The organism is Vibrio sp. PBL-C16, from assembly GCF_034321865.1.
Lineage (GTDB): Bacteria > Pseudomonadota > Gammaproteobacteria > Enterobacterales > Vibrionaceae > Vibrio > Vibrio alginolyticus.
The window spans coordinates 1,756,049-1,770,339 of sequence record NZ_JAXLNY010000002.1 but is presented as its reverse complement, the minus strand read 5'-3'; the positions used below and the strand labels follow the sequence as shown (position 1 = coordinate 1,770,339).

Below are 14,291 nucleotides of genomic sequence, written 5' to 3'. Positions count from 1 at the left end.
CTCGTGATGACCAAGTACTTGCTTGGTCGTAATAATCAGTGGCATCTGGGATGCATTATGGTTTGTGCTGTTTTTCCGCCATTGCGTTGGCGATATCCCAACACAAACGGGCAGCTAATCGTGCTGTTTGACTATCGACGTCATAATTTGGGTTGTATTCGGCGATATCAGCCAGCATTAACTTATTTTTGTAATGAAGAATTCGATCTAAAAAGGGTGCAATAGTGTCGTAACTCACTCCCCGAGCTGCTGGTGCGCTGACTCCAGGTGCGGTTGCGGCAGGAAATACATCCAGATCAATGGTCAAATAGAGGTGGTCACAGTCGTCAATAAAATGCTGAAGCTGAGTTAAGTGATAACTGTGGTTTAAGTAGCAGAGCTGATTGTCCTCTACATACCAAACATTTAACGCATCTGCTTTTTCAAATAGCGCTTTAGTGTTGCTACTGCGGCTTACACCAATACAAGCGTAATGAAAGTCCCAATCGTTACGTTGACAAAAATGATGAATTTGGTTGAAGGGTGTACCAGAGCTCGGTCTTATGTCGGCGAGGTTACTCTCGAATGCGCGCAAATCGAAATGCGCATCGAAATTGATAATGCCGATTTTAGGCTTCTTCTCTGGATGGTGCGCTTTAAAATATTCCGCTAAGCCGGAAAACGAGGCCCACGCAATCTCATGCCCACCACCCAGCACGATGACTGGCGTATGGGGCAGTGCGCTTGAAATGGTTGCTGCACATAGAGCTTGGCTCTCTTCCAGTAAGTCGTCTTCACACACCACAGTACCTAAGTCATATAGTGGGGCGTCTTGGTGCCATGCTAAATTAGCGAGTGCTCGTCGGATTAAGTCTGGCGCTTTTTTCGCGCCAATGCGTCCTTTGTTTCTCGCAACGCCAGCGTCGGTAGCAAAACCGAGTAATGAGACGCCATGCGCAACGGCACTCAACTCATCTGCTTTTTGGCGTTGAACAACGTGATGAATTCGCTGACCAAGCTTGCCGTCCTCGGCATCATGACGGCCTTGCCAATGAAATAGGGGAGAATGTAGGTCGAATTGAGACATATTATTGGCCTCCGTGTGAAATGTATTCACCATTTACTATACGACCTACCAGACGTTTTGCTCCGACTTGATAGCTTAAATCCGCAGGGCTTTCGATATCCCATATAGAGAAGTCCGCATTAAACCCTACTTTGATTTCGCCACGTGAGTTTTGATAACCCAGAGCTTTGGCTGCATGTTGCGTTACACCACGCAGTGCTTCTTGCGGTGTAAGGCGAAATAGTGTGCACGCCATATTCAGCATGAGTGTGAGATCAGAAAATGGTGATGTACCTGGGTTGACGTCCGTAGCAATTGCCATCGGCACGTTATGCTCTCTCAACAACTCAATCGGTGGTAACTGAGTTTCTCTTAGAAAATAAAAAGCGCCAGGCAATAGAGTGGCGACGGTGTTTGATCGAGCAAGTGCTTTAACACCTTGCTCATCTAAAAACTCGATGTGATCCGCTGACAGACCGTTGTATTGCGCAGTGAGGGCTGTACCACCGAGATTAGAAAGTTGCTCAGTATGCCCTTTAACCTTTAAGCCGTGGCGTTTTGCAGCTACAAACACTTTTTCTGTTTGTTCAAGATTGAAACCAATCGATTCACAAAAAACATCGACACTCGTAGCTAATTCTTCCTTTGCGACAACAGGGATTATGTCCTGACAAATGTGCTCAATATAATCATCTGCACGACCCTGGAACTCTGGCGGAATGGCGTGAGCGGCGAGAAGTGTAGTGGTAATTTTAACTTTGCGCTCTTGTTCCAGCATTTTGGCTGCACGGAGCATTTTTACTTCATCATTCAGTGTCAATCCGTAGCCTGACTTCACTTCGACAGAAGTGACGCCGCTCGCGAGTAGCCCGTCTAAACGTGGCAACGCTAACTCAACTAATTGCGCTTCGGTTGCTGAACGCGTCGCATGCACCGTTGAAAGTATTCCACCGCCTTGTTTGGAAATTTCTTGATATGGCACGCCGTTTAAGCGCATTTCAAATTCGTTGGCACGATTGCCCGCGTAAATAAGATGAGTGTGGCAGTCGATCAAACCTGGCAGAACTAACTTGCCTTGAAGGTCGATACTCTGAGGGTAATGTTGAGCAGACAGCAGAGACTCGGTTTGCGGTGCGTCTTCACCAATGGCACAAGTACTGATCGCAACGATTTTTCCAGATTGAATACCAATGCGCGCTGGAGGCGTTGGAAGGTATCCGCATTCTCCCGATTGCATGGTAACTAGACGTGCGTTTTCAATCAGCAAATCCATGTTTGTGTCCCTGTGTTTATTTGTATCATTAAATGTATATACAAATAAATAGAGCAAAATAAGAACACTGACAAGATTGATGTTGCTAAAATGTGATCAAAACGTAGATCTAGAGGATAAATCTTGTCCTTAAATGAGCACTTTTGAGCTCAGCTTATATTTGTTACCAGGGTGATAAAGTAGGGCGGTACTGACTAACTTATCTTGGCTCCACGTTCTGCGATTCAAGAGAAGGCAAGGTTCATTGGCTTGCATTTTTAAGTCTTGCTTAATACGGCTTTCAGGCACAATTGCCTCTACAGTATGTTCTATCGCGCTGAGTGGGCAATTATCTGACAGGTATTGATTTGGAGTGATTTGTGTGAAGTCTTGATTTAAATAACTCGGGGCATATTGGCTATTCACCCAGCGGAGCTCCAATTGAATCGGCGTTTGGTCTTCATAGTGAATAATTTCACTGTAAAACACTGTCGTGCCTAGCATAACGCCGAGTTTTGTCGCAATGTTGTCATCTGCTTTTATGGCAATCTGTTTGAGCACTTTACTGCCATACTTTCGCCCTCTATCGCTGACTTCTTCGGCAATGTTTCGAATGTCTAGCAGGGGAGATTCTGACTTTTCACCAGGATCACACACGAACGTGCCTAAGCGTGGGCGACGTTGTAATCGGCCCTCATTTACTAAATCCCGAATTGCTTTGTTCACTGTCATTCTACTGACACCAAATTGCTCGGTAAGCTCAATCTCGGTGGCGATGCGATGACCAACTACCCACTCTCCAGCATCAATTTTATCCAGGATAAATTGTTTAATTTGAATGTAGAGTGGTGCAGACATAATGATCTCCCTTTATTTGACTATACAAATACTGCTTAATTTAGGTACAAATTGCAAACATTTCTCGACGAATGTACCGCTTAGTGACCGAGCAATCCTATTGCAGAGCTGAATGACTCTTGCTGCTGAGCATTATTTGGATTGATGATTGAATTCAAACATTTTCTTGTGGTCTATTGCTTGCACAGCAGAAAACAATTGTGTAAACAAACGATTATTAGAAGAAAAATCGCTAAAAAAGGAAAAGTATGTTTAAAAAATTGAAAGCATCACTGGGGATCGGCTCTGCAAAAGTAGATACTATTTTGGACGAAATGAGCGTGTTTCAAGGAGCGACGCTGAAAGGGCATGTTCATATCAAAGGCGGAGACGTCGAACAACAAATTGATGCTATTACGATTAAATTGAACACGGAAATGAAAGTCGAAGTGGATGATAGCGTAAGTTACCAAACCTTCACTATTGATCAATTGAAAGCAGTTGACCCTTTTGTGATTCAACCTAATGAAGAAAAGCAGGTTCCGTTTGAGCTAAAACTGCATGATGAAACACCAATTACTGCGGTTAGCGCACTTAAGAATCAATGTCATGTTTGGGTCGAGACGACGTTAGATATTGATTTTGCAATTGATCCGCGTGACCGTGACTATATTGAAGTGAAGCCTTTACCAGTAGCATCTCGGGTTATTCAAGCGATCGAGCAAGCTGGTTTCACTATGGTTAAAGCCGATGTTGAAAAAGGCTTTTTGCGCGGTGGCTCGTTTGCCTCTCGCTCTGGTATTTATCAAGAGCTAGAGTTCCGTAACAGCGGCTTTATCTCATCAAAAGAAGTTGAGCTCTCTTTTATTCTGGAAGGGCAGGTCATGCATTGTTTGGCAGAGATTGACCGTTCGCTCAGCTTGGCTGGTGACCAATATCGCTCGTTTACGTTGCCGATCAATGCAACCGATGCTCAAGTCGCTGCCGCAGTTACACCAACGCTAAATCTATAGCTCTCATCAACTTGATGAAAATATGTACCGATATCCTATTGTGAAAGCGATATCGGTACTGTTATCCATGTTTCTTGCGTTCTCTACGGCTAAAAACTCAAGCGCTGAATTTTCCATTAGATATCGATAGCCCAATACCAGTTCATTAGAGGCATCAGCAAACTCTGTGGGCCCTTCTGTTGAGCCTTGATACCAATGATATTCCAACATCAGGTGATGGTTATCTTCTAAGGCATAACGGTACCCACCCGCAATGGCAATCGTATTATGTCGATAGGGCAGATCGAGCAAGGCACGGTCATCCGATCGAAAAGTCATGCCAATCATCGAATAAAATGCATGAGCATCACTTAAGTAGCTGTAGTTTAATTGGAAGCCTTGCTCGAAACTGCTACCTTGAAAAGTGCCGTGAGCCACATCGTTAAAATACAAACTGCCGCCAATCGATAGGCCGTGATGTTCATTTTGGAACACTTGATACTGTAAGTAAGTAGATAGGTTATTGGCCAGTGTTTGTCCTTCGAAATCATCTTCAAGCACATCATATTGCGGCATTGAAATGTAAAAACGATCTCTGTCTACTTTATCCCGCCCATTTTGTCCGATACCGAAAAGTTTATGGAAGCTTTTCGTCAGTCCATCTAAATGGTTGTCAGCGGCAAAGACCCATCGATAGTTGAGCTCCCACTGCCAACGGTTGCTGACTTGCCATTTGCTGCCTAATTCGATTTGATTGTGGTAATAATCCAGTGCGTATTCATCAGTATGAGCCCAAACACTTGCCACGGTTCCCGAACCATAGGCTTCGACAAAACCAGAGGGCAGACTGTGCCCTGAACGTAGTATGTTGGTGTGACTAACCACTTGCATTGGGGATTGTGCGTAAGAACGCAGCGGGCCATATAAGTCATTTGATGCGAAGGCTTGCAAAGAACATATCGAGGTGCTTAGAAGCACCATAAAGCGCGATTTGAAATAGACCATGATGAATACCTACATACAAACTACTCTATAAAACAACTATATACCTAAATCGCACGTTGAGCTCTCGCCAAGCGTGTTAGGCTTTGTATCGGTTCACACGTAATAGGCGATATTGTAATTTGTTGTGTAAGTTCATTGAGGGGCAATTCCGTTTACAAGTTATGCGGTCTCTTAAAAAGCATGATCAGATTGCCGTGATGGGTCTGCGGTTAAGTTCTTATGACAAAACAAAATCGCGCTTTGCATTCTAAATGTGAGCTAGGTACAATCCCATTTTCGATAACGGTCCGGTATTCGTGTTACCGAGAGGCCTTTATTGACTCTCAACTATTTTCAACAAATAGCTTCTAATTTGAATAACATGTGTTGCTTGGTGTGCAACACCACTGTAAAGGACATAGCATGCCTATTATTACTCTTCCTGACGGCAGTCAGCGTCAATTTGACAACCCAGTATCTACTATGGAAGTTGCGCAATCGATCGGTCCCGGTCTTGCCAAAGCAACTATCGCTGGTCGTGTAAACGGTAACCGCGTTGATGCGTGTGACCTAATTGAAGAAGACGCAAGCCTTGAAATCATCACAGTTAAAGATGAAGTAGACGGTCTAGAAATCGTTCGTCACTCTTGTGCTCACCTTCTTGGTCACGCTCTTAAGCAGCTTTACCCTCAAGCTAAAATGGCGATCGGTCCAACCATCGACAATGGCTTCTACTACGATATCGACCTAGACGAATCTCTAACGCAAGAAGATCTTGAAAAGATTGAAAAGCGTATGAAAGAGCTAGCGAAAACCAAGTACGAAGTGGTTAAGAAAAAAGTAAGCTGGCAGGAAGCGCGTGATACGTTTGAATCACGTGGCGAACCATACAAAGTGGAAATCCTTGACGAAAACGTATCTCGTGATGATCGTCCAGGCCTTTACCACCATGAAGAATACATCGACATGTGTCGTGGTCCTCATGTTCCTAACATGAGCTTCTGTCAACACTTCACTTTGCTGAATGTTGCAGGTGCTTACTGGCGTGGTAACAGCGACAACAAAATGCTTCAACGTATCTACGGTACGGCTTTCCACGACAAGAAAGCACTGAAAGCGCACCTAACTCGCCTAGAAGAAGCGGCGAAGCGTGATCACCGTAAGATTGGTAAACAACTAGACCTATTCCACATGCAGCAAGAAGCACCGGGTATGGTGTTCTGGCATCACAATGGTTGGTCTATCTTCCGTGATCTAGAAGTATTCATCCGCGCTAAGCTAGATGAGTACGGTTACCAAGAAGTGAAAGGTCCACTTATGATGGACCGTGTTCTTTGGGAACGCTCAGGTCACTGGGATAAATACGCTGATGCAATGTTCACAACTTCTTCTGAGAACCGTGAATACGCGATTAAGCCAATGAACTGTCCAGGTCACGTACAGATCTTCAACCAAGGTCTAAAATCGTACCGCGACCTACCGCTACGTATGGCTGAGTTTGGCTCATGTCACCGTAACGAACCATCTGGTGCACTACACGGTATTATGCGTGTACGTGGCTTTACTCAGGATGACGCTCACATTTTCTGTACTGAGAGCCAAATTCAAGAAGAAGTAACAAACTGTATCAAGATGGTGTACGATACGTACCAAACATTTGGTTTCGACAACATCGTAGTGAAACTGTCTACTCGTCCAGAGAAACGTGTAGGTTCAGATGAAATCTGGGATCAATCTGAAGAAGCATTGAAGCAGTCTCTTGAATCGATGGATATCCCATACGAAATTCAAGAAGGCGAGGGTGCGTTCTACGGCCCTAAGATTGAATTCACACTATACGATTGTCTAGACCGTGCGTGGCAGTGTGGTACTGTCCAGCTAGACTTCAACCTACCAGGTCGCTTAGGTGCAACTTATGTAGGTGAAAACAATGAACGTCTTGTACCAGTAATGATTCACCGTGCGATTCTAGGTTCACTAGAGCGCTTCATCGGTATCCTTATCGAAGAATATGCTGGTTTCTTCCCAACTTGGTTGGCGCCAGAACAAGCAGTTCTTATGAACATTACTGATAAACAGTCAGGTTATGTTCAAGAAATAGTACAAAAACTACAAAAAAGTGGAATTAGAGCTAAAGCGGACTTGAGAAATGAGAAGATTGGCTTTAAAATCCGCGAACATACTTTGAAGCGTGTACCGTATATGCTTGTTGTTGGTGACCAAGAAATGGAAGCTGGCGAAATTGCAGTGCGTACTCGTAAAGGTAAAGATCTTGGTAAATTTAAAGTGGATGATTTTATTGCATACATCCAAGACGAGATCTCTAGCCGTAAGCTCAATCTGGAGGAATAAGCTATTAAAGGCGGAAGACGTGGCCAACAGCCGGTAAAACAAAACCCGCACCGTATCAACGGTGAAATTCGTGGTATTCGTGAAGTTCGACTAACAGGCGCTGACGGTGAATCAGTTGGTGTTGTATCGATTCAAGAAGCCATTGCAGCTGCTGAAGAAGCTGGTATGGATCTCGTTGAGATCAGTCCTAACGCCGAGCCACCTGTTTGTCGTGTGATGGACTATGGTAAGTTCCTCTTCGAGAAGAGCAAAACTGCTAAAGAGCAGAAGAAGAAGCAAAAGCAGGTCCAGATCAAGGAAGTAAAATTCCGTCCTGGAACTGATATTGGAGACTATCAGGTAAAACTACGCAACCTGACGCGTTTCCTTGAAGAAGGCAACAAAGTGAAAGTAACAATTCGCTTCCGTGGCCGAGAGATGGCACACCAAGACATCGGTGTTGACGTTCTAAATCGTCTTAAGGAAGATACTGCAGAAATTGCTGTAGTTGAATCTTTCCCTAAGAAGATTGAAGGTCGCCAGATGATCATGGTGCTAGCCCCTAAAAAGAAGTAATTAACGGCTCATCAAGTAATTAAAACCTAGCCGCTTTCCTTTCGATAAAGGCATGACGGCTGGGTTTTGTTCGCCCTAATTACGTTGTTTATTAAACCTACTCAATGCGGAGTTATTCATCATGCCTAAGATGAAAACCAACAAAGGTGCTGCTAAGCGTTTTAAGAAAACTGCTGGTGGTATTAAGTACAAGCACGCTACAAAACGTCACATCCTGACTAAGCGTACTACTAAGAACAAGCGTCAACTACGTCCGAATGCAATCCTTCCAAAATGTGAAGTGGCTGCAGTAATCCGTATGTTGCCATACGCTTAATTCTTTTTAGTTATCAATCGTTTAGTTTAGGAGAAGCATAATGCCTCGCGTAAAACGTGGTGTACAAGCTCGTGCACGTCATAAGAAAGTTCTAAAACAAGCTAAAGGTTACTACGGTGCGCGTTCACGTGTTTACCGCGTAGCTTTCCAAGCAGTTACTAAAGCTGGTCAATACGCTTACCGTGACCGTCGCGCTAAGAAACGTCAATTCCGTCAACTATGGATTGCACGTATCAATGCGGCATCTCGTCAAAATGGTCTATCTTACAGCCGTTTCATCAACGGTCTTAAGAAAGCATCTATCGAGATCGACCGTAAGATCCTTGCGGACATCGCAGTATTCGACAAAGCTGCATTTGCAGTTCTAGTTGAAAAAGCGAAAGCTGCTCTTTAATTAGCAGTTTAGGATTAAGAGAAGGAGAGCATTAGCTCTCCTTTTTTATTGCTAAAATTTATACCCAAATGACTTTTAGCTTGGCTATTTAGAGTATTGTTTATCAGTCTTCTCAATTTATTGGTTAGCATCTTATGTTAGTTATAAGGTAGCTTGGGTATAAATTTTTACGTTTATAAGGGATTAAAAATGATCTACACAACGACCGAAAGCATTCCTGGCAAGCAGATCTCTGAAATCAGAGGGGTTGTAACTGGTAATGTTGTTCAATCAAAGCATATTGGCCGTGACCTCATGGCGGGTATCAAGAGCATTGTTGGCGGCGAAATTCGTGGTTACACGGAAATGATGACCGACGCGCGTGATATTGCTATACAGCGCATGGTGGCGGACGCTGAATCTAAAGGTGCCGATGCAATTGTAGGGATTCGATTTACCACAAGCTCAATCGTAGATGGTTCTTCGGAAATTTTGGCATTTGGTACTGCAGTGAAACTAGCGGACTAGTCTACTTGAATAGCATTGCAAAAATTCTAATAGAGAGCGGTGAATTATTATGCATTTACCGTTCTGTTCCTTTTAGGTTAATTATTCTAGATTTTTGTAGAGAGAATAGGTTTATATTCTCAACTTTACGTTACTATTAAAATTAATCACGATGATTTAGAGTAATTGCTTCACTTTTATTTTGCATATTATTTTATATCTATAATGAAATTGAATTCATATTGAATTTTTCATTTGTTGTGTGAATTCTCTTTTCAGTATATTAATTCATGTTTTTCTTATAAAAATATGAACTTATACCTTGCCAAGCGGTTCTAAATTGTTACAAATACTATACAGCTGTAACATTGCCAAAAGGAATTGTAGATGAGAGATCTGACTCCCGAATACTTGCTAGCCGCATTACGCCAAGCGATTAAAACAAAAGGGCTAACATATCGAGAGCTATCTGAGAAAATGGGTATGCCACTATCTACCTTTAAGAGACATCTTACAAGCACGAATCTCGCTTTAGATAAGTTGCTGGAATATTGTAGAGCGGTTGATTGCACGTTAGATGAACTACAAAAGCTCGCAAATCAATTGCAAGGTGAAGACGAGGATTACTTTAGTCGTACGCAGGATGAGGTATTCTTTCAATTCCCTCACCTTTACGACTTTTATCGTGAATTGAGAATGCTTCGAGGTAAAGACGGTTATTCTATTTTAAAGAAAAAGTATGACTTGTCTGAGCAGAGCATGTCTGATTACTTAAAAGCATTAGAGTTGTTGGATCTCGTTTACGTTGATGAAGATAAAAATATAACGCTGCACGGGCCTTTATATTATAGCTATGCAGAGAACTCCAAGCTCAACGACAAATATACAGAAATCATAAAAGAGCAGACGACTACCCACGATAAGTGTGTTCGCGTTGCTTTGGCGCGTATGAAAATTACCGAAGAACAGCTTTTGTTACTGGAAGATCAAGTCGCAAAGACCGTCATCGATTTTCATTCCAAAAATGTTGTAGCAGAGAACTTTAATGTCTCTGATTTTACTAATATTGTTCTACTTGCTGGGCCACATCAGCCAGTCACATTCTCTGACGGCATTATTGAGACAGAGGGGCGATTTATTGATGATATTCGTTATGCCATCGCAGCTGCAGGTGATAAGCCAAGCCTATCTATATAGATTTTGAGCCTTTTTTGAAGAGAGTTTCTGAAAGGGCGTTGCAAAAGAAAAAGCCTAAGACAGCAAATACTTTGTAAGTAGGGCATTCAGCGGTGTTTGCTCTTAATTCAGACTTAAAGTGTTTTGGGCTTATTTCGAATAATACCTGTTCAGCATCTACTTTCGTTATTTTTAACATGCTGATTTCCTTCGTTGTTCCTCCCAAAGCCTCTCTCGCTTCCTCTACAAAGAAACCATTCTCGTTGAACCAAGCATCCTGTAGCTACTTGGGTATGCATAATTGGTAGCTATTTATCTTCTAATTATAAATTCATACTTGAAATGTTTGTTTTTTGATCTATTATGACGAAGTGTCATTTATGACGGTTCGTCAACTTTAGTTGCGTTCCTGTATTAAAGAATCGTGTTACAATTATTGGGAGTGTGTTGGTATACGGATCAAAGGATTATGTTTAACTTTCGCTGTAAAAAATATAGCAAGCAAGACGGATGTCGTGTGTCTTCAGGGCTAACAAAAAAGCAACAGGCGATTGCTGATCGTGAGATAGAGCTTATTCAATTGGCTAAGTCTTTAGTTCAAGAGCAAGGCTTTGCCAACTTAACGATGGACAAGCTTACAGCGTCAAGCCCTTATTCTAAAGGGACGATCTACAATCATTTTTGCAGCAAAGAAGATGTGATTCTTGCGCTTTGTATTCATTCGCTGAAAAGCGAAGCAATATTTTTCGAACGTACCGCCAAATTTAATGGCAATACCAGAGAAAAAATCATTGCGATGCATGTAGGTTATCGTATTTACGCTCGTATGGAGCCAGTACTATCAACTTGTGCGATTGTTGCAAAGACGCCTTGGGTTCTAGAGAAGGCTTCGCCTAAACGTGTGAATGAACTGAATAACTTGGAAGAACAAGTAATAGATGGTGCTGATGCGCTGGTGAACAATGCGGTAGAATGTGGTGATCTTAAGTTTTCTCCCGCAATTGGTTCTGATGCTATTGTATTCGCCAACTGGTCTATTGCATTCGGTTCAAACGCTTTGGCGCAAAATGCATCGAACAGTCGATGTATTCAGCGAATTCAAGACCCATTCTCAGTACTGCACAACGCGAATATGTTACTTGATGGTTTAGGTTGGTCGCCTTTATCTACAGAATGGGACTACCGTAAAACCTGGCGTCGAGTGGAGCAGGAGTTATTTAGTGAAGAGCTTGCTTATTTGGAGTCAGTGAATCGCTAATAAACTGGAAAGGCCAATCTGACGTTATGGTTGGCTTTTTTATCGCACTATTGTGACGAATCGTCATTAAATCTCGAAGGTTGGCGTTCAGCCAATGATCACGAGAAGCATAGGAAGTTACTAAAAACTAACTTATGTAGCCAAATTCATTCGATCTAAAGTTTGCATGTCGAGTTTGTCTGGTTATTTACAGCATTTGCTGTTTTTTTAGTTTTTAAATTTGACGAAACGTCACAAAAGGAGAGTGTGATGCCACATCACAACGTTCAACAATACGCCCGTTCAGGGTGGGGTAAGCTACCAACGAATTACAGTGTATTGGTGATGCTTGCTACCGTTTTATTGATTGTCATAGCAACCATTGGAGGAAAAAATCTTTACTTTAGAGGAGATTACGACATCTTCTTTGATGGAACAAATGAGCAGTTACTTGCGTTTGATGAAATTCAAACCACCTTTGCAAAATCTGACAGTCTTGCTTTGGTTATAGCGCCAAAGAGCGGCACTGTTTTTACTCCTAGCACATTATCTCTTATTCAGCAGATCACTGACGAGGCGTGGCAAGTTCCATACTCCACCCGCGTTGATTCCCTCGCTAACTACCAGCATACCGAAGCGTTTGAAGATGATCTTCTTGTCGAAGATTTACTGTATAGCGAATATGAATTGACACCTCAACGAATAGAGAAAGTCAAAAGTATTGCGTTGAGTGAGCCGGTTTTGAAAAGTTCACTGATTTCTGAAAAAGGAGATGTCACGGTCGTAAACATTACGGTCCAACTCCCTGAAATAGATAAAACTGCTGAAGTACAAGAGGTGGTTGCTTACATAAACGGAATGATTGAGCGTTATCAGCAAGTGTACCCAGACACGGAATTCCACAAGGCTGGTATTATTGCAATGAACTACGCGTTTATGACCGCAGCCCAAGATGATAGCGCAACATTAGTGCCAACTATGTTACTAGTGATATTGGTGTTTCTGACCATCATGTTGCGCTCATTGCTTAGCGTCATCGCGACGCTCATCGTTATTATCGGCTCGGTTATGGTTACAATGGGCTTGTCAGGATGGGCTGGTATGTTCTTAAGCACGGCGACCGTTAATGTGCCTACCTTGGTGATGACGCTTGCCGTCGCAGACTGTGTACACATCATCGCGACAATGCGTCAGTCTATGCAAAACGGCTTTAGTAAAGCCCACTCTATTGAGCGAAGTATTGCGCTCAATTTCATGCCTATCTTGATTACTTCCATTACCACCGCGATCGGCTTTTTAATGATGAATATGTCGGATTCTCCAATCCTGAGAGATTTCGGCAACCTATCAGCCCTTGGCGTCATGGTTGCTTGTTTCCTTTCCATCACGTTACTTCCCGCCTTGCTTAATATCCTTCCGGTTACGGTGAAGTCGGATACTTCTGATGAAAGAAAGCACTTTATGGATCATTTAGGAGATTTCGTGGTGTCAAAGCGACATGCTTTATTGCCGTTGTCGGTGCTTGTTATTGTCGCGAGTGCGAGCTTGATTCCGCTGAACAAAGTCAATGATGAATCCGTCGAGTACTTTGGCCATAGCAATGAATTTCGCCGAGCGGCTGATTTTATGGAAGAGCGAATAAGTGGCATGGCTAACATCAGTATCGCGATAAAAACCAACGAATCGCAGGGCATTGCCGATCCTAATTTTCTCAATTCCGTGGGTAAATTTACTGACTGGCTAAGGTTGCAGCCAGAAACGGACCATGTTGCGACCTTGAGCGATGTTTATAAGCGCCTAAACAAGAACATGCATGGAGATGAACAGGCTTATTACTCGCTCCCTCAAGACAGAGAATTAGCGGCTCAATATCTGCTGCTTTATGAAATGTCACTACCGTATGGTTTAGATTTGAACAACCAAATCAATGTAGATAAGTCGTCGATCAAGATGGTTCTCACCGTGGAGAACTTGGGCAGCGTCGAGCTTGTTGATTTGGAAAATCGCATTTACCAATGGTTTAACGAAAACGCGCCTCAATATGATGTTGTTGCGTCTAGTCCTTCACTGATGTTTGCGCATATTGGTGAAACGAATATGGCCAGCATGCTGTCTACCTTGCCCATTACTCTTGTCTTAATCTCTGCATTACTGATCTTTGCCTTGCGTTCGTTCAAGCTTGGCTTAATTAGTCTTGTCCCAAATATTGCTCCTGCGCTTATTGGTTTTGGTATTTGGGCGCTGGTTTCTGGCGAGATTAACTTGGGATTGTCTGTCGTTGTGACATTAACGCTTGGTGTAGTTGTCGATGACGCCGTTCACTTTCTTTCTAAATATCAACACGCTCGTAAAGATGGCCACAGTGCGGAGCAAGCGGTTCGCTACGCCTTTCGTACCGTGGGGCGCGCACTTTGGATTACGACGGTCGTGCTTGTTGCTGGTTTCTCTGTTCTGGCGATGTCGAGCTTCCGTTTAAATGCCGATATGGGACAGCTGAGTGCCATTGTCATCTTTATTGCTCTTGTTGTGGATTTCATCTTCCTACCGACTCTACTGATGTTGTTTGACAAAGGCGTTTACGACGAGGTGGAGCGCCGAAATAAGCTTAAATCAACTGACTCTCAAACCAAGACTGTTACTCAGTCATAACGAATTAAAGGATTGA

General features: G+C 43.0%; 14 protein-coding genes. 9 read left to right on the top strand and 5 right to left on the bottom strand.

Annotation, left to right across the window (positions count from 1 at the left end; translation table 11 throughout):
* Window positions 1-55: 55 nt before the first annotated feature.
* From hutG to hutC, 3 genes are all read right to left on the bottom strand, one after another.
* Window positions 56-1,066, bottom strand: coding sequence for a formimidoylglutamase (gene hutG / locus UQW94_RS16390; protein ID WP_170897140.1), 1,011 nt, complete (start codon window positions 1,064-1,066; stop codon window positions 56-58).
* Window position 1,067: 1 nt separating this feature from the next.
* Window positions 1,068-2,318, bottom strand: coding sequence for an imidazolonepropionase (hutI, locus tag UQW94_RS16385; protein WP_322142410.1), 1,251 nt, complete (start codon window positions 2,316-2,318; stop codon window positions 1,068-1,070).
* Between the two features lie 129 nt (window positions 2,319-2,447).
* Window positions 2,448-3,155 (bottom strand): histidine utilization repressor, encoded by a 708-nt coding sequence (gene hutC / locus UQW94_RS16380; RefSeq protein ID WP_005385493.1) that lies wholly within the window; start codon window positions 3,153-3,155, stop codon window positions 2,448-2,450.
* 248 nt (window positions 3,156-3,403) lie between these two features.
* On the opposite strand from hutC, the gene UQW94_RS16375 reads away from it, so the two are divergent.
* Window positions 3,404-4,147, top strand: coding sequence for a sporulation protein (locus UQW94_RS16375; protein WP_322142409.1), 744 nt, complete (start codon window positions 3,404-3,406; stop codon window positions 4,145-4,147).
* A 6-nt stretch (window positions 4,148-4,153) separates the two neighbouring features.
* Here the strand turns inward: UQW94_RS16375 and UQW94_RS16370 are convergent, their stop codons facing one another.
* The gene (locus UQW94_RS16370; protein ID WP_005377942.1) at window positions 4,154-5,131 is read right to left on the bottom strand and encodes a DUF3187 family protein; all 978 of its coding nucleotides are present in this window, start codon (window positions 5,129-5,131) and stop codon (window positions 4,154-4,156) included.
* Window positions 5,132-5,533: 402 nt separating this feature from the next.
* On the opposite strand from UQW94_RS16370, the gene thrS reads away from it, so the two are divergent.
* The 6 genes from thrS to UQW94_RS16340 all read left to right on the top strand — a co-directional run bounded on the left by thrS (window position 5,534) and on the right by UQW94_RS16340 (window position 10,410).
* Complete coding sequence (gene thrS / locus UQW94_RS16365; RefSeq protein WP_005395892.1) at window positions 5,534-7,462, top strand: threonine--tRNA ligase; 1,929 nt, start codon at window positions 5,534-5,536, stop codon at window positions 7,460-7,462.
* 3 nt (window positions 7,463-7,465) lie between these two features.
* The gene (gene infC, locus UQW94_RS16360; protein WP_080276913.1) at window positions 7,466-8,017 is read left to right on the top strand and encodes a translation initiation factor IF-3; all 552 of its coding nucleotides are present in this window, start codon (window positions 7,466-7,468) and stop codon (window positions 8,015-8,017) included.
* A gap of 121 nt (window positions 8,018-8,138) precedes the next feature.
* Window positions 8,139-8,333, top strand: a complete 195-nt coding sequence (gene rpmI, locus UQW94_RS16355; protein WP_005377932.1) for a 50S ribosomal protein L35 — start codon at window positions 8,139-8,141, stop codon at window positions 8,331-8,333.
* 40 nt (window positions 8,334-8,373) lie between these two features.
* Window positions 8,374-8,727 (top strand): 50S ribosomal protein L20, encoded by a 354-nt coding sequence (gene rplT, locus UQW94_RS16350; protein WP_004727974.1) that lies wholly within the window; start codon window positions 8,374-8,376, stop codon window positions 8,725-8,727.
* A gap of 189 nt (window positions 8,728-8,916) precedes the next feature.
* Window positions 8,917-9,234 (top strand): heavy metal-binding domain-containing protein, encoded by a 318-nt coding sequence (locus tag UQW94_RS16345; RefSeq protein WP_005377919.1) that lies wholly within the window; start codon window positions 8,917-8,919, stop codon window positions 9,232-9,234.
* 366 nt (window positions 9,235-9,600) lie between these two features.
* Window positions 9,601-10,410 (top strand): helix-turn-helix domain-containing protein, encoded by an 810-nt coding sequence (locus UQW94_RS16340; protein WP_005385480.1) that lies wholly within the window; start codon window positions 9,601-9,603, stop codon window positions 10,408-10,410.
* On the opposite strand, the gene UQW94_RS16335 is transcribed toward UQW94_RS16340, so the two are convergent.
* Window positions 10,403-10,588: a hypothetical protein gene (locus UQW94_RS16335; protein WP_005377915.1), complete on the bottom strand. Its 186-nt coding sequence runs from the start codon at window positions 10,586-10,588 to the stop codon at window positions 10,403-10,405. The genes UQW94_RS16340 and UQW94_RS16335 overlap by 8 nt on opposite strands.
* A gap of 270 nt (window positions 10,589-10,858) precedes the next feature.
* Between UQW94_RS16335 and UQW94_RS16330 the strand changes: the two genes are divergently transcribed.
* Entirely contained in the window at window positions 10,859-11,647 is a 789-nt protein-coding gene (locus tag UQW94_RS16330) for a TetR/AcrR family transcriptional regulator (protein ID WP_005377913.1), read from the top strand.
* 249 nt (window positions 11,648-11,896) lie between these two features.
* Window positions 11,897-14,275, top strand: a complete 2,379-nt coding sequence (locus tag UQW94_RS16325; protein WP_005377910.1) for an efflux RND transporter permease subunit — start codon at window positions 11,897-11,899, stop codon at window positions 14,273-14,275.
* Window positions 14,276-14,291 lie beyond the last annotated feature (16 nt).

What these genes read in the sequence shown, in the direction of transcription:
- hutI (WP_322142410.1), bottom strand. Translation starts at nt 2,318, where the DNA reads ATGGATTTGCTGATTGAAAACGCACGTCTAGTTACCATGCAATCGGGA.
- hutC (WP_005385493.1), bottom strand. Translation starts at nt 3,155, where the DNA reads ATGTCTGCACCACTCTACATTCAAATTAAACAATTTATCCTGGATAAA.
- hutG (WP_170897140.1), bottom strand. Translation starts at nt 1,066, where the DNA reads ATGTCTCAATTCGACCTACATTCTCCCCTATTTCATTGGCAAGGCCGT.
- UQW94_RS16325 (WP_005377910.1), top strand. Translation starts at nt 11,897, where the DNA reads ATGCCACATCACAACGTTCAACAATACGCCCGTTCAGGGTGGGGTAAG.
- thrS (WP_005395892.1), top strand. Translation starts at nt 5,534, where the DNA reads ATGCCTATTATTACTCTTCCTGACGGCAGTCAGCGTCAATTTGACAAC.
- UQW94_RS16335 (WP_005377915.1), bottom strand. Translation starts at nt 10,588, where the DNA reads ATGTTAAAAATAACGAAAGTAGATGCTGAACAGGTATTATTCGAAATA.
- rpmI (WP_005377932.1), top strand. Translation starts at nt 8,139, where the DNA reads ATGCCTAAGATGAAAACCAACAAAGGTGCTGCTAAGCGTTTTAAGAAA.
- UQW94_RS16375 (WP_322142409.1), top strand. Translation starts at nt 3,404, where the DNA reads ATGTTTAAAAAATTGAAAGCATCACTGGGGATCGGCTCTGCAAAAGTA.
- rplT (WP_004727974.1), top strand. Translation starts at nt 8,374, where the DNA reads ATGCCTCGCGTAAAACGTGGTGTACAAGCTCGTGCACGTCATAAGAAA.
- UQW94_RS16370 (WP_005377942.1), bottom strand. Translation starts at nt 5,131, where the DNA reads ATGGTCTATTTCAAATCGCGCTTTATGGTGCTTCTAAGCACCTCGATA.
- UQW94_RS16345 (WP_005377919.1), top strand. Translation starts at nt 8,917, where the DNA reads ATGATCTACACAACGACCGAAAGCATTCCTGGCAAGCAGATCTCTGAA.
- UQW94_RS16330 (WP_005377913.1), top strand. Translation starts at nt 10,859, where the DNA reads ATGTTTAACTTTCGCTGTAAAAAATATAGCAAGCAAGACGGATGTCGT.
- UQW94_RS16340 (WP_005385480.1), top strand. Translation starts at nt 9,601, where the DNA reads ATGAGAGATCTGACTCCCGAATACTTGCTAGCCGCATTACGCCAAGCG.